Source organism: Rhodoferax sp. U11-2br (genome assembly GCF_018619435.1).
Classification (GTDB): Bacteria; Pseudomonadota; Gammaproteobacteria; order Burkholderiales; family Burkholderiaceae_C; genus Rhodoferax.
On record NZ_JAHFZF010000030.1, the window covers coordinates 1 to 17,374 of the forward strand.

At 61.1% G+C, this 17,374-nt stretch carries 14 protein-coding genes and 1 riboswitch; of the genes, 7 read left to right on the forward strand and 7 right to left on the reverse strand.

Features of this window, described 5'->3' with window-relative positions; genetic code table 11:
• The 6 genes from nusB to tolA all read left to right on the forward strand — a co-directional run.
• The coding region (gene nusB / locus KKO72_RS16715; protein WP_214941456.1) for a transcription antitermination factor NusB at nt 1-512 on the forward strand (512 nt) is incomplete at its 5' end.
• A gap of 19 nt (nt 513-531) precedes the next feature.
• A complete protein-coding gene (locus KKO72_RS16720; protein WP_214941458.1) occupies nt 532-1,716 on the forward strand; it encodes a pyridoxal phosphate-dependent aminotransferase in 1,185 nt (394 codons plus the stop codon).
• Nucleotides 1,713-2,150, forward strand: a complete 438-nt coding sequence (gene ybgC, locus KKO72_RS16725) for a tol-pal system-associated acyl-CoA thioesterase (RefSeq protein WP_214941461.1) — start codon at nt 1,713-1,715, stop codon at nt 2,148-2,150. The genes KKO72_RS16720 and ybgC overlap by 4 nt, the downstream gene beginning before the upstream one ends.
• Entirely contained in the window at nt 2,147-2,839 is a 693-nt protein-coding gene (gene tolQ / locus KKO72_RS16730) for a protein TolQ (RefSeq protein ID WP_180127833.1), read from the forward strand. The genes ybgC and tolQ overlap by 4 nt, the downstream gene beginning before the upstream one ends.
• Before the next feature lie 14 nt (nt 2,840-2,853).
• Nucleotides 2,854-3,273 (forward strand): biopolymer transporter ExbD, encoded by a 420-nt coding sequence (locus KKO72_RS16735; RefSeq protein ID WP_078366209.1) that lies wholly within the window; start codon nt 2,854-2,856, stop codon nt 3,271-3,273.
• A 10-nt stretch (nt 3,274-3,283) separates the two neighbouring features.
• Nucleotides 3,284-4,249, forward strand: a complete 966-nt coding sequence (tolA, locus tag KKO72_RS16740; RefSeq protein WP_214941465.1) for a cell envelope integrity protein TolA — start codon at nt 3,284-3,286, stop codon at nt 4,247-4,249.
• Nucleotides 4,250-4,302: 53 nt separating this feature from the next.
• Here tolA and thiC read toward each other — a convergent pair whose 3' ends face one another.
• The gene (thiC, locus tag KKO72_RS16745; RefSeq protein ID WP_214941468.1) at nt 4,303-6,216 is read right to left on the reverse strand and encodes a phosphomethylpyrimidine synthase ThiC; all 1,914 of its coding nucleotides are present in this window, start codon (nt 6,214-6,216) and stop codon (nt 4,303-4,305) included.
• 85 nt (nt 6,217-6,301) lie between these two features.
• Nucleotides 6,302-6,411: riboswitch (TPP riboswitch) on the reverse strand.
• A gap of 88 nt (nt 6,412-6,499) precedes the next feature.
• Nucleotides 6,500-10,063 (reverse strand): DNA polymerase III subunit alpha, encoded by a 3,564-nt coding sequence (gene dnaE, locus KKO72_RS16750; protein WP_214941470.1) that lies wholly within the window; start codon nt 10,061-10,063, stop codon nt 6,500-6,502.
• A 143-nt stretch (nt 10,064-10,206) separates the two neighbouring features.
• On the opposite strand from dnaE, the gene KKO72_RS16755 reads away from it, so the two are divergent.
• Nucleotides 10,207-10,860 (forward strand): response regulator transcription factor, encoded by a 654-nt coding sequence (locus tag KKO72_RS16755; RefSeq protein WP_251140726.1) that lies wholly within the window; start codon nt 10,207-10,209, stop codon nt 10,858-10,860.
• On the opposite strand, the gene KKO72_RS16760 is transcribed toward KKO72_RS16755, so the two are convergent.
• From KKO72_RS16760 to KKO72_RS16780, 5 genes are all read right to left on the reverse strand, one after another.
• A complete protein-coding gene (locus KKO72_RS16760) occupies nt 10,827-12,794 on the reverse strand; it encodes a hybrid sensor histidine kinase/response regulator (RefSeq protein WP_214941473.1) in 1,968 nt (655 codons plus the stop codon). The genes KKO72_RS16755 and KKO72_RS16760 overlap by 34 nt on opposite strands.
• Nucleotides 12,791-13,744 carry an ABC transporter substrate-binding protein gene (locus KKO72_RS16765; RefSeq protein ID WP_214941476.1) on the reverse strand — a complete coding sequence of 318 codons (954 nt, stop codon included), beginning with the start codon at nt 13,742-13,744 and terminating at the stop codon, nt 12,791-12,793. Before KKO72_RS16765 ends, KKO72_RS16760 begins: the two co-directional genes overlap by 4 nt.
• 8 nt (nt 13,745-13,752) lie before the next feature.
• Entirely contained in the window at nt 13,753-15,768 is a 2,016-nt protein-coding gene (locus KKO72_RS16770; RefSeq protein WP_214941479.1) for a TonB-dependent siderophore receptor, read from the reverse strand.
• Nucleotides 15,769-16,009: 241 nt separating this feature from the next.
• The gene (locus tag KKO72_RS16775; protein WP_078366216.1) at nt 16,010-16,564 is read right to left on the reverse strand and encodes a flavodoxin family protein; all 555 of its coding nucleotides are present in this window, start codon (nt 16,562-16,564) and stop codon (nt 16,010-16,012) included.
• Nucleotides 16,565-16,633: 69 nt separating this feature from the next.
• On the reverse strand, nt 16,634-17,335 hold the full coding sequence (locus KKO72_RS16780) for a pirin family protein (RefSeq protein WP_214941482.1): 702 nt from the start codon (nt 17,333-17,335) through the stop codon (nt 16,634-16,636).
• Nucleotides 17,336-17,374 lie beyond the last annotated feature (39 nt).

Below are 17,374 nucleotides of genomic sequence, written 5' to 3' on the forward strand. Positions count from 1 at the left end.
CTAAACGCCCACCCCGCCAACCCCGCAAGGGCCTGACCAGCACCGGTGCCCGCAAGGCCGCCAGCAAGTCCGATCGCTCGCGTTCGCGTGAATTTGCGCTGCAGGGGCTGTACCAGGTACTGGTCGGCAAAAACAGCCTGGAAGACGTGGACCTGTTCACGCGCGACTTGGCCGGTTTTTCCAAAGCCGACGCGGTGCATTTTGACGCCCTGCTACACGGCTGCGCCGAACAGGCGGAAGAACTCGACGCCCAGATCCAGCCGGTGCTGGACCGCCCACTGGCCGAGATCTCGCCGATCGAACACGCCTGCATGTGGATTGGTGTCTACGAATTTGCCCACTGCCCGGACGTGCCCTGGCGCGTGGTGCTCAACGAATGCATCGAGCTGGCCAAGGAGTTTGGCGGCACCGACGGCCACAAGTATGTGAATGCGGTGCTCAACAGCCTGGCGCGCAGCCTGCGTGCGCCCGAGGTGGCGGCCGACCGCCCGTCTGGGCGCGCCTCAGCCTAAAGGTTTGTTCACACACAAGATGCAAGTCTCCCGGCGCGCCCAGCGCATTGAGCCGTTTTATGTGATGGAGGTGGCCAAAGCCGCGCAGGCACTCGCTGCCAGCGCAGCCGCGTCTGACCCCGCCATGATCTACCTGAACATCGGCGAACCCGATTTCACCGCACCACCGCTGGTGCAAGAAGCTGCTGTCCGCGCCATCCACAGCGGTTTGTCGCAATACACCCCGGCCACCGGCCTGCCCGAATTACGCGCGCGCATCAGCCACTGGTACCAACAACGTTTTGCGGTGGAAGTACCGGCCAGCCGGATTGTGGTTACCGCCGGGGCCTCGGCTGCGCTGCAGCTGGCCTGCCTGGCGCTGATCAACCCGGGTGATGAGGTGTTGATGCCCGACCCGAGTTACCCGTGCAACCGGCACTTTGTGTCGGCTGCCGACGGCGCCGCGGTGTTGATCCCGACCACAGCGGCCGAGCGCTTCCAGCTCAGTGCCGACAAAGTCGCTGCGGCCTGGAACAAGCAGACACGCGGTGTTTTACTGGCCTCCCCATCCAACCCCACCGGCACCTCCATATCGCTATCAGAAATGAAGCGTATCCATGAGGTGGTACAAGGGCATGGCGGCATTTCCATCATTGACGAGATTTACCTGGGCCTGAGTTTTGAGGCCGAATTTGGCCAGACTGCGCTGGCGCTCGATGAGCAGATCATCAGCATCAACAGTTTCTCCAAATACTTCAACATGACCGGCTGGCGCCTGGGCTGGTTGGTGGTGCCCGAGGATGTGGTGCCGGTGGTCGAGCGGCTGGCGCAAAACCTGTTCATCTGCCCCAGCACCATCGCGCAACACGCCGCGCTGGCCTGTTTTGAGGACGACAGTCTGCGTGAATACGAACGCCGCCGTGCCGAATTCAAGGCCCGGCGCGACTACTTCCTGCCGGAGCTCAACCGCCTGGGCCTAACTGTGCCGGTGCCGCCCGACGGCGCGTTTTACGCTTGGGCCGACTGCTCTGCTGCCTGCGCCAAACTGGGTGTCAAAGACAGCTGGGACCTGGCGTTTGAGCTGATGAACCGTGCCCGCGTGGCGGTGACGCCCGGGCGTGACTTCGGCCACGCCAACACCGGGCAGTTCATACGTTTTTCCACCGCCAACGCGCTGCCACAACTGCAAGAGGCAATTGGCCGACTGCGCACCCTACTGGCATGACAGCGCCGCAACAACCCTCTGCGACGGCGCCGTCGCCCTTTACCTGGCCGGTGCGGGTGTACTGGGAAGACACCGACGCCGGTGGCATCGTTTATTACGCCAACTACCTCAAGTTTTTTGAGCGCGGCCGCACCGAGTGGTTGCGTGCCAGAGGCATCCACCAGCAGGCCTTGCGCGAAGAAACCGGCGGCATGTTTGTGGTCAGTGATGCCCAGGTGCGTTATCTCAAGAGCGCCCGGCTCGACGATGAACTTTTGCTTACAACATCACTCACAGAAGCCGGTCGGGCGTCACTGACAATCCACCAGCAGGCCTGGCGGCAACAGCCAGACAGCCTGGTGCTGCTGTGTGAAGCCACCATACGGGCCAGCTGGGTCAGTGTGGTGGGCAAACCAAGCCGAATTCCCCAAGTTATCCTGGACAAGTTGTTATGAACCAAGACCTCTCGATCATCTCCATGGTGCTCAACGCCAGCCTGGTGGTGCAACTGGTGATGCTGCTGCTGATGGGCATCTCGATTGCCAGCTGGGCCGCCATCTTTCGCAAGCTCTTTTCGCTGGGCAAGGTCAAAGCCCTCAACGACACGTTCGAGCGCGAATTCTGGTCGGGCAGCAGCCTCAACGACCTGTTTGCCGCCGCCACCCAAAACGCCCGCACCGCCGGCCCGATGGAACGCATTTTTGCCAGCGGCATGCGTGAATACCAGAAGCTGCGTGAACGCCGCATCACCGACCCCGGCACCCTGATGGACGGCGCACGCCGGGCCATGCGCGCCAGCCTGCAGCGCGAGATGGACGTGGTGGAAACCCATTTGTCGTTCCTGGCCTCGGTCGGCTCGGTGTCGCCCTATGTGGGGCTGTTTGGCACGGTGTGGGGCATCATGCACGCCTTCACCGGCCTGGCCGCGTTGACCCAGGTGACACTGGCCACGGTGGCCCCCGGCATTGCCGAGGCCCTTGTGGCCACCGCCATCGGCCTGTTTGCCGCGATTCCGGCGGTGGTGGCCTACAACCGTTTTGCCCGCGACATCGACCGCATTGCGATCCGGCTGGAAACCTTCATCGAAGAGTTTTCCAACATCTTGCAGCGCAATGTCGGCGCGCAGTCCTCTGTCAGCCACTGAACCGGGAGCGTGTCATGCCAGCTGTTGTGAGCCGGGGCCGGGGTCGCCGCACCATCAACGAGATCAACATGGTGCCCTTCATCGACGTGATGCTGGTGCTGCTGATCATTTTCATGGTGACTGCACCGCTGATTTCGCCCAGCATGATTGACCTGCCCAGTGTCGGCAAAGCCGCCAAACAACCGGACCAGGTGGTGCAGATTGTGATTGGCAAAAACGAGTCGCTGGAACTCAAAGTGAAAGACAAAACCAGCTCGGTCAGTCTCAAAGAAGTGGCCAATGTGGTCAAAGAGGCGCAGGCCGGTGCCCAGAACCCGGCGGTGGTGATCAGTGCTGACAAAAACGTCAAGTACGAAACCGTGGTCAAGGTCATGGACAGCCTGCAGCGCGCGGGTGTGGCACGGGTGGGCCTGTCGGTGCAACTGGCCAACTGAGTGAGTCAGCATGCACGTTGGGACTGATCGCCTGGAGTTTGCACCGCCCTCACCACCCGGCATGCTGCGGGCGCTTGTGTTGGCGCTGCTGGTACACGGCTTGTTGTTACTTGGCCTGACCTGGAGTGTGCGCTGGAAACACGACACCCCGGTGCTCAGCGCCGAGGCGGAACTCTGGTCCAGCGTGCCCGTGGAGGCCGCGCCCCAGGCAGTTGAGCCCGAACCAGAACCCGCACCCGAGCCAGAACCGCAACCAGCGCCGCCGCCCAAACCGGCCCCGGTGGTCGAGCCCCCTGCCCCACCACCGCCCAAAGTGGACATTGCGCTGGAGCAGGAAAAGCAGCGACTGAAGAAAGAACAAGCCCGACTCGAAGAACTCAAGCAGGAGAAACTGCGCGAGAAAGAGCGCCTGGACAAACTGGAAAAAGCGCGGCTTGAGAAGTTGAAACAGGACAAACTCAAGCAAGAGCAACTCAAACAGGAACAGCTTAAACAAGACAAGCTGAAGCAGGACAAGCTCAAACAAGAGAAGCTCAAGGCCGAACAAGCGGCCAAGGCGCAGCAAACTGCTGCGGAGAAGAAACAGGCCGCTTTGGACGCGAAGCAGCTTGAAGCCCAGCGCCAGAAGAACCTGCAGCGTATGGCAGGGCTGGCCGGTGCCAGCGGCAGTGCCAACGCCACCGGCACGGCTTTGAAGTCGTCTGGGCCGTCGGCCAGTTATGGTGGGCGCATCCGTGCCAAGATCAAGCCCAACATCGTGTTCACCGAAGACATCCAGGGCAACCCAACAACCGAGGTCGAGGTGCGTGCCGCACCCGACGGCACCATTGTTAGCCGCAAGATCACCAAGAGCAGTGGTATCAAAGACTGGGACGAAGCGGTCATCCGCGCCATCGACAAGACCGAAGTGTTGCCACGCGACATCGACGGCAGCATGCCGTCGAGCCTGTTGCTGGTGTTCCGACCTAAGGATTAGGCTTCTTTTTAAATAGCTACCAGCCCTTTATCAATAAGGGCTAGAGGCCAATTTCATCCATAAATCTCCTGGCCACCCAGGCGAAACTCGGTCGCCTTGTCTGCCAGGGCCGAGCCCAGCTGTTCGGCGCTGGGTGCCGGGGCGCTGCCCAGGGGCGCAGACGGCACCGAGATACGCGCAAACTCCCGCACCTCCTGCGAGATCTTCATCGAGCAGAACTTGGGCCCGCACATCGAGCAGAAATGGGCCACTTTGGCATGCTCCTTGGGCAAGGTTTCGTCGTGGAAAGCCATCGCGGTATCCGGATCAATCGCCAGACGGAACTGGTCTTCCCAGCGGAACTCAAAACGCGCCTTCGAGATGGCGTTGTCCCACATCTGCGCACCTGGGTAACCTTTGGCCAGATCGGCGGCGTGGGCGGCGATCTTGTAGGCGATCAGGCCCTGTTTCACATCGTCGCGGTTGGGCAGGCCCAGGTGTTCCTTGGGCGTGACGTAACACAGCATGGCAGTGCCGTACCAGCCAATGTTGGCCGCACCCATGGCCGACGAGAGGTGGTCGTAGCCAGGTGATACATCGGTGATCAACGGCCCCAGGGTGTAGAACGGCGCCTCAAAACAAGCGCTGAGTTGTTTGTCAACGTTCTCCTTGACCATCTGCAGCGGCACATGGCCGGGGCCTTCGATCATCACTTGCACGTCATGCCGCCAGGCAATCTGGGTCAGCTCACCGAGCGTGTGCAACTCGGCAAACTGGGCCTCGTCATTGGCATCGGCAATCGAACCGGGTCGCAGCCCGTCACCGAGTGAGAAGCTCACGTCGTAGGCTTTCATGATCTCGCAGATGTCCTCGAAGTGCTCATAAAGGAAACTCTCGCGGTGGTGCGCCAGGCACCACTTGGCCATGATGGCGCCGCCGCGCGAGACGATGCCGGTCAAGCGGTTGGCGGTGAGCGGCACATAGGCCAGCCGCACGCCGGCGTGGATGGTGAAGTAGTCCACGCCCTGCTCGGCCTGTTCGATCAAGGTGTCTCGAAAAATCTCCCAGTTCAGTTCTTCGGCACGGCCGTTGACTTTTTCGAGGGCCTGGTAAATCGGCACGGTGCCAATCGGCACCGGTGCGTTGCGCAGAATCCACTCGCGGGTTTCGTGGATGTTGTCGCCGGTGGACAGGTCCATCACCGTGTCAGCGCCCCAGCGGATGGCCCAGACCAGCTTATCGACCTCTTCTTCCACACTGGAGGTGGTGGCCGAGTTGCCGATGTTGGCGTTGACCTTGACCAGAAAATTGCGGCCAATCACCATCGGTTCACTCTCGGGGTGGTTGATGTTGCACGGGATCACCGCGCGCCCGCGCGCCAGCTCATCACGCACAAATTCGGGGGTCACCAGCTGCGTCATCAAAGCACCAAAGGCCTGGCCGGGGCGCGGCAGGCGTTCGGTGGCCAGGCGCTCGGCCAGCTGGGCACGCACCAAATTTTCACGAATCGCCACAAACTCCATCTCGGGCGTGATTTGGCCACGGCGGGCGTAGTGCATCTGAGTGACATTGGCGCCCGCCTTGGCCCGGCACGGGCTGGATTGGTGAGCCAAACGCAAGGCGTTCAAGCTGGGCTCGGCCAAGCGCTGCTGGCCGTAACGGCTGCTCAGGCCAGGCAAGGCCTCGGTGTCCTGCCGCTCGCTGATCCAGCCGCTGCGCAGCGGCGGCAGACCACGGCTGATGTCAATGGCCACCGCCGGGTCGGTGTAGGGGCCAGAGGCATCGGGCAGGCGCAAAGGCGGGTTGGGCACACGGCGGGGTTCACGCTGTGTCGGGTCGCTCTTGACCAGCGTGTCGCAAAGCGCCACCTCACGAAACGGCACCCGGATGTCGGGGCGCGAACCGGCGAGATAAATTTTGGACGAACCCGGAAACGGGGTGCGGGTGATGCCGCGGGTGATTTGTGTGGTGTCGACGGTGGGTGTCATGGCGGTCTCCAGTAGGTCAAGAAAAGCCTGCCTGGAGTGCCGGGGTCAACCTGGGAAAATCTTGTGAGCCGCCCTCAGGTGCACCGATGCCAATTGCGTTGTTCCCTACGCGGGCATGACCCCGATCAGGTTCAGCGGGTTCCACAGAAGTGGTCTCAGCCTCGACTTTCGTCTCTGGCGCCCCGACAAGCCTGTGCAGTGTAAACGCAGCCGAGCCAAGTCGACGACAAACCACACCAATGATAGCTACCAGCCCTTTATTTATAAGGGCTAGAGGCCAATATCAGTCATAAACAATGGCAGCGGTGCCGGGCGCCACCTGCGCCCACCAGCTGGCCAGGGCCGCATTGCTGGGGTAGAAACGGGCGCGTTCACCGAGCTGTAATTCCACCGCCGCAGCGCCCTCATCACCCTGGCAGGTCAAAGCCATTCGCACCTGCAGACCCCGCATCAAAACACCTTGTTCGGTTTCTTCACGCTGCGCCGGGTAGTCCTTGATCAGCCGCGCCACATCGGGCGCCCTGCCCTGCGCCTGCTTGGGCAGGGTCACCCGCAGAAACTTGCCAAAACGGCAGCGCGCTTGCTCCAGGTCCCAGATTTGGGTCACGGTGAGCTGCATGCCACCCGAGAAGCGGTCGGGCTGCTGTTTGCCCATGACGATGATGAGTTCGTCGTCCTTGAGCAGGTTTTTGTGGGCGTTGATCAGCGCCTCGTCGGCACGCGCCTCGATCACGCCCGACTTGTCGTCGAGCTTGAACAGCGCCAGCTTGCCGCGTTGGCCGTTGATGACTCGGAAATCGGTGACGATGCCTGCCAGCAGTTGCGGCTCGCGCGTGTCGATCAGGTCGTCGATCGCGCGCCGCGCAAAACGGCGCACCTCATCGGCCACCTCGTCAAACAAATGGCCTGACAGATAAAAGCCGACGGCGGTTTTCTCGTAGGTCAACCGCTCTTTGATCCCCCAGGGCGTGGCCTGAACCAGCTCCGGCTCCTGGGTGCTGGAGCCCAGCTCATCGGGGCCACCCATGTCAAACAGGCTGCATTGGTTGGCGTTGGCCAAGGTGGCGGCACCAAACTCGAAGGCCAGGTCCACACTGGCCAGTAGACTGGCGCGGTTGAGGTGGATGGCATCAAAGGCCCCCGCCTTGATCAGCGCCTCGACCGTGCGTTTGTTGATGCGGCTGCGGTCCACCCGGGCGCAGAAGTCAAACAGGCTCTTGAACGGGCCGCGTGTGTCACCCAGCGGGCCCACACCCCGGCCCTCACGCGCCGCCACAATAGCCTCAATCGCTTGTTGGCCGCTGCCCTTGACGGCACTCAGGCCATAACGGATGACTTTGTCAGAGACCGGCTCAAACCGGCTGACACCGCGGTTCACATCCGGCGGCTCAAAACTCAGGCCCATCTTGATGGCGTCTTCCAACAAGACCTTGAGCTTGTCGGTGTCGTCCATTTCCACCGTCATGTTGGCGCAGAAGAACTCGGCGGTGTAATGCACCTTGAGCCAGGCCGTGTGGTAGGCCAACAGCGAGTAAGCAGCAGCGTGCGACTTGTTGAAGCCGTAACCGGCAAACTTTTCCATCAAGTCAAACACTTCATCGGCCTTGTCCTGGCTGATGTCGTTTTTGGCGGCACCATCGCGGAAGATCTGGCGGTGTTTGGCCATTTCTGCCGCGTCTTTTTTACCCATGGCGCGGCGCAACATGTCGGCGCCACCGAGTGAGTAGCCGCCCAGGATCTGCGCGGTCTGCATCACCTGTTCCTGGTAGACCATGATGCCGTAGGTCTCGGACAGCATGTTGGCCACCAGCGGATGCGGATATTCGACCACCTCGCGCCCATGTTTACGCGCCACAAAACTCGGGATCAGGTCCATTGGACCAGGGCGGTACAAGGCGTTGAGCGCAATCAGGTCTTCCAGCCGGGTCGGCTTGGCGTCGCGCAACATGCCCTGCATGCCGCGACTTTCAAACTGGAACACGGCCTCGGTCTTGCCTTCTTGAAACAGCCTGTAGGTGGGTTTGTCGTCGAGTGGCAGGTTCTCAAACGCAAAGTTTTCCTGACCCTTGTGGCGTTTGACGATGAACTCGCGGGCGATTTCCAGGATGGTCAACGTGGCCAGACCCAAAAAGTCGAACTTGACCAGGCCCACAGCCTCCACGTCGTTCTTGTCGTACTGACTCACCGCCGATTCGCTGCCAGGCTGCTGGTAGAGCGGGCAGAAGTCGGTGAGTTTGCCCGGCGCAATCAGCACACCCCCGGCGTGCATGCCGATGTTGCGGGTCATGCCCTCCAGCTTGCGCGCCAACTCCAAGAGCGTGCGCACATCTTCTTCCTTGGCCTCGCGCTCGGCCAGGATCGGTTCTGCCTCGGAGGCGTAGACCATCTTGTCGTCTTTAGGTCGGTCCGGCGGCGGCAACTGCAGGGTCACGGCGACCCCGGGCTTGTTCGGGATCAGTTTACTAATGCCGTCACAAAAGGTGTAGCTCATGTCCAGCACCCGACCCACGTCGCGGATCGCCGCACGCGCCGCCATGGTGCCAAAGGTGGCGATCTGGCTCACCGCGTCCTTGCCGTATTTGTCCTTGACGTAGTCAATCACGCGGTCACGGTTGCCCTGGCAGAAGTCGATGTCAAAGTCGGGCATCGACACCCGCTCGGGGTTCAGGAAACGTTCGAAGAGCAGGTTGTATTGCAGCGGGTCCAGGTCGGTGATCTTGAGCGCGTAGGCCACCAGCGAACCGGCGCCGGAACCCCGCCCGGGCCCGACGGGGCAACCGTTGTTCTTGGCCCAGTTGATGAAGTCGCCCACAATCAGGAAGTAACCTGGGAAACCCATTTTCAGGATGGTGACCAGCTCGAATTCTAGGCGCTCGACATAACGCGGCATCTCGGCCTCGCGCTTGGCGGGGTCGGGGTACAGGTGCGCCATCCGCGCTTTGAGCCCTTCATGCGAGGCGTAACGAAAATACTCGTCGGCGCCCATCACCACACCGTTGACCGGTGGAATGGGAAAGTCCGGCAACTGCGGCTTGCCCAGCACCAGGCTCAGGTTGCAACGCCGGGCAATCTCGACACTGTTGGCGAGGGCACTGGGCACATCGGCAAACAGTTCTGCCATTTGTTCAGCGGTTTTGAAGTGCTGCTCACGGGTGAAACGGCGCACCCGGCGCGGGTTGGCCAGAATTTCGCCCTCGGCAATACAGACCCGGGCTTCATGGGCCTCAAAGTCTTCGGGTGCGGCAAACTGGATCGGGTGGGTGGCCACCACCGGCAGCTGCATGCGTTGCGCCAGCTGCACCGCGGCGGCCACCTGTGGCTCGTCTTCCGCTCGCCCGGCGCGTTGCAGCTCCAGGTAAAAACGGTGCGGGAACACGTTGGTCAGCTGCATGGCTGCATCAAACGCGCGCTCTTCGTCCCCCTGCAGCAGCGCCTGCCCCACCGGCCCGGCTTGGGCACCCGAGAGGCAGATCAAGCCGCCATTGAGCTCGCTCAACCAGGCCAGGCTGATGCTGGCCTGGGTTTTTGTGCCGTTTTGGGTCCAGGCGCGTGCCAACAGTTCGGACAGGTTCAGGTAACCGGCATGGTTTTGCACCAAAAGCAACACCCGGGACAGCTGGGTGGCCTCTTTACCCAGACCTTCAAGCCATATTTCAGCGCCGATGATCGGTTTGACGCCGCGCTTGCGGCCTTCTTTGTAAAATTTGACCGCACCAAACAGGTTGCTGAGGTCGGTGATCGCCAAGGCGGGTTGCTGGTCCGAAGCGGCAGATTTGACAATCTCGTCGATTCGGTTGGTGCCGTCAATGACGGAGAATTCGGTGTGTAGGCGCAGGTGAACAAACATACCTGCATTGTAGGAACTGGACGGACGCAAAACCGCCTCATCGCCTCAGCACCGACTGGTCACATGGGGTTCAGCGTCTGCGTTAGCGTGCCTGTGTGGGACGATTCTGGGGCCGTCCCAGGTAAACTTTTGGAGCGTCTGGATTGAAGATTCTGGTGGTGGATGATCATGCGCTGGTACGAGCGGGCCTGTGCCAGGTGCTGCAGGGGTTGTCACCACACGAGGCCACCGAGGTGTTCGAAGCCCCCGACTGCGCCCGTGCTTTTGTGCTCGCATCCACCCACCTCGACCTAGACTTGGTGTTGCTGGACTACCACCTGCCCGACATGAACGGCTTGGCGGCATTGGCCATTTTTGGTGACCGCCACCCGGAGCTGCCGGTGGTGATCCTGTCGGGCTCGGCCAACCCCAGCATTGCACAACGGGTCTTGGCGCAAGGTGCGGCCGGGTTTGTCACCAAGTCTGGCTTGAGTGACGAGTTATTACATGCGTTGCGTCAGGTGCTGCGTGGCGAGGTCTATTCACCGCTGGAATTCAGGTCGGCGCACCAGGAAACCCCCGCCTGTTCCGAGATCAGGGCGCCGGTCTTCACGCCGCGCCAGCAGGAGGTGCTGCAATTGTTGCTGGGTGGCTGCAGCAACCGCGACATCAGCGAGCAGCTGTCCCTGTCGGACGAAACCGTCAAAAACCACGTCAGCAGCATCTTGCGGGGTTTTGGTGTCAAGACCCGCACCCAGGCCGCCCTGGAAGCGGGCCGCTGGGGCTACGACAAGTCTGCGCCTGTCACCTCCCGCTGATCCGCTTGCTCCATCAACAGGTGGCGCAGCAGGCTGCGTAACTTAGCCGGGCGCACGGGTTTGTGCAGCAGCGTCAGGCCCGCCGCCTGCGCCGCCTGGATCAGCCCGGGATCGGTGTCCCCACTCATCAGGCAGGCGGGTGTGGCGGTGCCAAGGCGCTGGCGCAAGCCTTGCACCAACTGCATACCGTTGTGCCCTTCCTGCAATCGGTAGTCACTCACAATCACGTCGGGCACCAGGCCCTGGGCCAGACACTCCAAAGCATCCGACGCACCACGCGCCTGCGCCACACGCATGCCCCAACTGACCAGCAAACCCACCAGGGCGCTGCGGGCCAGGGCATCGTCTTCCACCACCAACGCACAACGCTCACGCACATCATCAGGCGTCATCTTGTCTTTGGTGACTTCTTCCTCCTGGGCCTGCGGGCCAGCAGCTGAAGGCAAACTCAGGGTGAACCTGGTGCCCCTGCCAGGCCGCGACATCATGTTCAGAGGGTGATCCAGCAAATTGACTGTGCGCTGGACAATATTAAGCCCCAGACCCAAGCCCTTGGTGCGGTCCCGGGCGGCATTGCCCACCTGGTAAAACTCGGCAAACACCGCCTGTTGGTGTTCCGGCGCAATGCCGATGCCGCTGTCCCACACCTGCAGCTCAACCCGGCCCGATGCCCTTTGGCGGGCTGCCACCAGCACACCACCACGTTCTGTGTAACGCAAGGCATTGCCCGCCAGATTGAGCAACACGCGGTAAATCAGAGTGGCATCACTCATCACCCACAAGGGGGTGGGTCGTACCCGCAAGCGCAGCCCTTTGTCGGCGGCCTCGGCGCTCAATGCCTGCTGCAACTGGTCAAACAGGCCAGACAGGGCAAATGGTCGTCTGTCCACCTGTACTGCACCAGCCTCCAGACGGGAGATGTCCAGCAAACCGTCCAGCAGGTTCTGCATGGCACGCACAGAAGCGTCCAGGTTGCCAATCAGCTCACCCGTTTGCCGGTCATGCGGCAACTGCGCCAAGCGTGACACAAACAAGCCCAGCGCATGGGTGGGCTGGCGCAGATCATGACTGGCAGCGGCTAAAAACCGCGACTTGGCCACATTCGCCTGTTCCGCCTCGTCCTTTTTTTCGCGCAGGGCCTGGGTGGCCAGCTCGATCTGCTGCTCGAGTTCAACCCGCGCCTCTGACAGGCGCTTGGCCATCAGATGGATGTGGCGCTGCAAATCCTGCAGCGGATCGTGGGCAGAAGCCTGGTCACAAAGCTTGTCCACCGCCGCAAAATCACCCTGACCAATACGCTCGACCAACTGGGTGATGCGAGTGATCGGACGGATCACACCCCGGCTCAAAACCACTGCCAAAGCCATGCCAAAGAGCAGGCTCAAGGCACCAATCACCCCGCCCGAGAGCAGCAAGTCGTGTTTGCGGGTGTCCACACTCTGGCGCGAAAACACCATCACCACCTGCCCCAGTTGCACTGGTGATTGCGACTTTTGCACACCATTGTTTTCAAACAGATCGTCGATCGGCACGGTGCTTGGAAACACCGGCTGTGCCAACCAATCCAGCCGCCGATCCGGCGCAAAACCCTGCATTTCCAGACCACTCATGGGCAAGGAAAACGCCTGGTCGGCCTGGCCCGCGCTGGCCAACAGCTGGCCCTTGACGTTCAGAATACCCACCCAGCGCACATCGGTCTCTTGCAAAGCCCCCACGGCCAACGCCTGCAACTGCGGCACATTGCCCGAAAACAAACCATATTCACTGGCCACCGACGCCTGTCGCACCACGGCGCGATTGCGCTGGTCGTAGGCCGCTTGCATGTCACCAAAGCGGGCCAACAGGAACACGGTGGCCAACAAGGTGCTGATCAGGGCCAGCGGCAACAGGGCCGCCAACAACATGCGACTGCGGATATCAAGTGTCTTCTTCATGGCAGTCGCTCCAGACGTCGCAAGGCCAAACGCAGTGCCTGGGCGTCAAGCGTCAGGTCCAACACACGTGCCACATGGGCATTCACACCCACTTCAAAATCATTGGGCTCCAGCACATGGTCTGGCAGGGGTTTGCCACGCAACACCCCCAGCACCAGCTCGGCCGCCTGCTGACCCGCCTGCACTGGCGTGGTGTAGAGTGCCAACACCGCGCCTGCACGCACATAGGCCGGTGAAAAAGCGACGAGGGGGATACGCGCATGAAAACTCGACATCAGGATGTTTTGAAGGGTGTTGCTGTTGTAAATTGCCGGGTCTGCCAAAGCCAGTAGCACATCGCTGCCAGCCAACACCTGCGCCAGGGCCAAAGGCAAATCGTCGGCCTGGGTGACTCTGGTTTCTTGCAGTTCCAGGCCATTGGCGGCCACCAGCGGCCTCAGCCCTGACGCCCGGTCAGCGGACTCGGCTCCCCATAACACACCCAGACGCCTAATCTGCGGCAAGGCCAGCCGGACCAGTGCCAGCTGGCGTGCCAGGGGCTGGTCCAGGTAAATCGCACTCAAGCGGGCAGAGACCGTCTTGCCCTGGTTTCGCACAATGCGATCAAAGCTGCTGCGCGGAATCAGGGCACTCAAGACCGATGCCTGGGTGCCTGCAGCCATCAGCAGTTGTGTGGCCTCGCTGCCCAACGCCACATAGACCGTGGGTCGGGGTGGTTGACCCGACTTGAATCGCACAGCAAGATCAGCGGCCAAGGACTGCGCTATATCGGTCCTGGCAATACCTTGGCGCACCAGATGGTCGGTCAGCGCCTCGGCGGTTTGGGTGTAAGCGGCGGCCGTATCGCTGCTGACGATGAGCACCCGGGCCGTCACATCCGGCACCTGCGCCCAGGCGCCCCAGACGCCAAGCGTCAGGGCCAAGAACACAGAGCGCAAGACCACGGCCATGAGCGGGTTCAGTCTTCCAGACGCAGGGTGATGTAGGCCTGCTTTTGGAATAAGAACTCCTTTTTGAAGTCGCGGTAAGCCGACCCCATGTTCTGCACCACCAGCGCGATCTCACCGCGCCGTGTGCCCCAGCGCAGGGACTTCGCCACACGCAGATCGGTGCGCCGTGAAGCTTGGGCATCCATCTCACTGCCACCAAACATGGACCATCCACGGCTATCTGCATGCGTCAACATCACTTGCATCTGCCCCGGCAATTTTTGTGTATAACTCAGGGTGCTGGCCAGCTGCGGCGCTGCCACGGCGTCACCGGGACTAACGGTCGTGATGTCGGTGTAGGTCTGATTCAGGACAAACTGCGCGCCGCCCCAGGGCTGCCATTTGAGTTGGTACTCGGCACCCCGAATCGTAAAACTCTCGTCATTGAGGTAGGACTTGGGTCGCCCGTCCTGAACGCGGATAAAGTGTTTGAGCTTCTCATCGAACACCCGAACGTCCAATGCCATGCGCCAGTAAGGAAATTCGCCCAGATAACCTACCTCCTTGCTCGTCAGCTCTTCGGACAACAACTCACTGTTGCCACGCCCGGTCTGCATCAGCTGATGACCGTTCCAGTAATACCGGACATCCGCAAAACGCTCCATGCTGCTAGGCGGGCGGTAGGCTTTGGACAGGCCTGCCCGCAAGGTGTGTCCCGAGGACACATGCCAGTTGAGCATCACCCTTGGCGCCAGCGAATCACCGTTGTCGCTGCTGTGCTCGGCCAAGGCGCCCAGGTTCAGCAACCAGTTTTTGGCGACACGCCACTCCAGATTGCCAAACAAGCGGGTGAAGTCGTTCACAAAGGTGCTTTGTGTGTTGTACAGCGCCAGCGACTGAACCCGCTCGCTGCGGAATTCCCCGCCCCACACCAGCCTGATGGCATCACTGCGGCGCAAGCTGTGCTGCAGGGTCAGCACATCACTGCTAGCTGTGCCGTCGGCACTGACGGTGTAAATGTCGCTGGAGGTAAAAGGGCGACTGATGAAGTAGGACGCGTCATCCAGAAAGGGACGAACCCGGTTGAGTTGTCGCAGGTCATAGGGGAATCCATCGGCGTAACGCTCCTGCGTGTGTGACAGCTTGAGCGACACATCTTCGTCCGCACTCAGACTGTGTTTGTAGTCGAGCTGGGCGTAGGCTGAGCCAAAGTCAAAATGTCGCTGGGCGTTGCCGGTTTCACCCGCCCTGCCCCGACCCGAATCGATGCTCAACGCGCCCAGGCGCACCTGCACCTCATCCACACCATTGGGGCGAAGGTCTGAGCGGAAGTTGATGCGTGAAACCCGGTTCTGGCCGTAGGCGCCGGTCAGACCGTCGTCCTCACGGGTGTCAGCTGTCAGGCGAAAGCTGCCGCGCCAGTCACCCCAGCCAAGGCGCGCCTGGGTGTCGCGGATACCGTTCTCACCCACGGTGACCGAACCTTGTGCACCCAGCGTGTCGGCGGTGTGGCGGGTCACGATGTTGATCACCCCCAGCATCGCCCGGGCACCATAAGCGGCCGAGTTGGAGCCACGCAGCACCTCGATACGTTCAATGTCCTCGATCGCCACCGTCTGCAAGCCCGGGCCAACGCTGCCAGTGAAATACGGCGAATACACCGAACGCCCGTCAATCTGCACCTCCAGCCGGTTCGAGTAGGCGTCAAACGCACCGTGGTAACTGACCAGCGGCGCCACGCTCTCAAACGCGTTGCTGACCTGAAAACCCGGCACCAGGCGCAGCAGATCGGCCACATCACGCGCGCCAGAGTTGCGGATGGTGTCGCGGTCCAGAATGCTCACCGCACCGGGGGTCTCGTCCAGGCGCTGCGGCAGGCGCGACACACTCAGCACAATCGGCATGTCCGACAAAAAGTCTTTTTCAGACACCGAAGCGACGACCTGGGCCAGTGCCTGGCCGCCAACGAGCAAGCCTCCGGTCAACAGCGCGGCCGGCAACAGGTGAATATCAAGGGATGGAAAAGGAGGTAAAGCAGCTTGCATCAGGGCTCAGATCTTCTGTTTGTTTTGCACAGATTTTGCCCTGCCCCGCTCACCCCCCGCTGACACCTGTCCTCACCGGACTCAGGACCGTGTCAGAGCAGCAAAAATGCTACTCAGTCTATAGCTATCAGCCCTTTATCCATAAGGGCTAACGGTAAAAAATGCATACAAACTTCAAAAACCTGGCGCCCACACCTGACAAAAACCCGGCCACGCTGGGCCGGGTCAGCGTCAGCTTTGATCAGGCGCTGAACTTGGCAGCAACAGCCGCCACACGCTGACCAAACAGCCGCGCGGTTTCCAGATCACCAGGCAGCATCTCTGCGGGCGAGGCGTCCGACGGTGACTGCGCCATGGCGCCGCTGAACGAGCCGACATAGTTAAGGTCGTTGCGCTGCGCCGCCTTGCTGTTGCTGGGCATCATGCCGGTGCCCACCCAGATCCCGCTGTGTTGCATGGCCAGGGTGAACAAATAGTGCAAGGTGGACAACTTGTCGCCGTTCATGGTGGCACTGTTGGTGAAACCGGCAAACACCTTGTCTTTCCAGGCCTGGCCAAACCAGGGTTTGCTGGTGGCATCGGCAAACTTCTTGAACTGCCAGCTCACCGAGCCCATGTAAGTGGGGCTGCCAAAAATGATGGCGTCCGCCGCATTCAAGGTGGCCCAACCGGCCTCAGACACGTTGCCGTCAGCGTCAATCGCCACCAGCTCGGCAGCGGCGCCGTCGGCCACAGATTGCGCCATGCGCAGGGTGTGGCCGTAGCCAGAATGGAAAACAACTGCAACTTTGGCCATGAAACAACTCCTAAAGGTTAAATAAAAACAACTGACACGATCACTCAAACACCCCGGCCCGCAGGCACATCAGGCGGACAAATCAAACACCAGCACCTCGGCATCCACGCCGTCGGACAGCGTGAGCAACGGCTCATCGTCCAGCAGCGCGGCGTCGCCCGCGTGCAGCGTGAGGCCGTTGACCACCAGTTCACCGCGCACCAGAAACACATACCCCTTGCGTTGCGCCGCCAAAGCCAAATCGGCAGTTTGCCCGGTTTCGAACAAACCTGCATACAGGCGTGCGTCAGCGTGCAGGCTGACCGAACCCTGGGCGCCGTCCGGCGAGGCGACCAGGCACAAGCGGCCCTGCTTGCGCTCAGTCTCGAACGTCTTTTGCTCGTAGCCCGGCTCGATGCCTTGCACATTGGGCAAGATCCAGATCTGCAGAAAGTGGGTGGTCTCATCCACTGCGTGGTTGTATTCGCTGTGCTGCACACCGCTGCCCGCACTCATGCGCTGCACCTCGCCGGGCCGGATGGTCTGCACATTGCCCATGCTGTCTTTGTGCGCCAAAGCCCCCGACATCACATAGGACACGATCTCCATATCGCGGTGGCCATGGGTGCCAAAACCCTTGTCGGGCGCAATACGGTCTTCGTTGATCACCCGCAAATTGCCCCAACCCATGTGCGCCGGATCGAAATAACCCGCAAACGAAAAACTGTGGAACGATTTGAGCCAGCCGTGGTCGGCAAAACCGCGTTCTTGCGAAGGTCTGAGTTGGATCAAGGTGACTCCTTGTGTGAATAGGACAATGGCCACTTTAGC

Excerpts from the sequence above, each read along its gene's own strand:
- KKO72_RS16720 (WP_214941458.1), top strand. The coding sequence starts at position 532 with ATGCAAGTCTCCCGGCGCGCCCAGCGCATTGAGCCGTTTTATGTGATG.
- ybgC (WP_214941461.1), top strand. The coding sequence starts at position 1,713 with ATGACAGCGCCGCAACAACCCTCTGCGACGGCGCCGTCGCCCTTTACC.
- tolQ (WP_180127833.1), top strand. The coding sequence starts at position 2,147 with ATGAACCAAGACCTCTCGATCATCTCCATGGTGCTCAACGCCAGCCTG.
- KKO72_RS16735 (WP_078366209.1), top strand. The coding sequence starts at position 2,854 with ATGCCAGCTGTTGTGAGCCGGGGCCGGGGTCGCCGCACCATCAACGAG.
- tolA (WP_214941465.1), top strand. The coding sequence starts at position 3,284 with ATGCACGTTGGGACTGATCGCCTGGAGTTTGCACCGCCCTCACCACCC.
- thiC (WP_214941468.1), bottom strand. The coding sequence starts at position 6,216 with ATGACACCCACCGTCGACACCACACAAATCACCCGCGGCATCACCCGC.
- dnaE (WP_214941470.1), bottom strand. The coding sequence starts at position 10,063 with ATGTTTGTTCACCTGCGCCTACACACCGAATTCTCCGTCATTGACGGC.
- KKO72_RS16760 (WP_214941473.1), bottom strand. The coding sequence starts at position 12,794 with ATGAAGAAGACACTTGATATCCGCAGTCGCATGTTGTTGGCGGCCCTG.
- KKO72_RS16765 (WP_214941476.1), bottom strand. The coding sequence starts at position 13,744 with ATGGCCGTGGTCTTGCGCTCTGTGTTCTTGGCCCTGACGCTTGGCGTC.
- KKO72_RS16770 (WP_214941479.1), bottom strand. The coding sequence starts at position 15,768 with ATGCAAGCTGCTTTACCTCCTTTTCCATCCCTTGATATTCACCTGTTG.
- KKO72_RS16775 (WP_078366216.1), bottom strand. The coding sequence starts at position 16,564 with ATGGCCAAAGTTGCAGTTGTTTTCCATTCTGGCTACGGCCACACCCTG.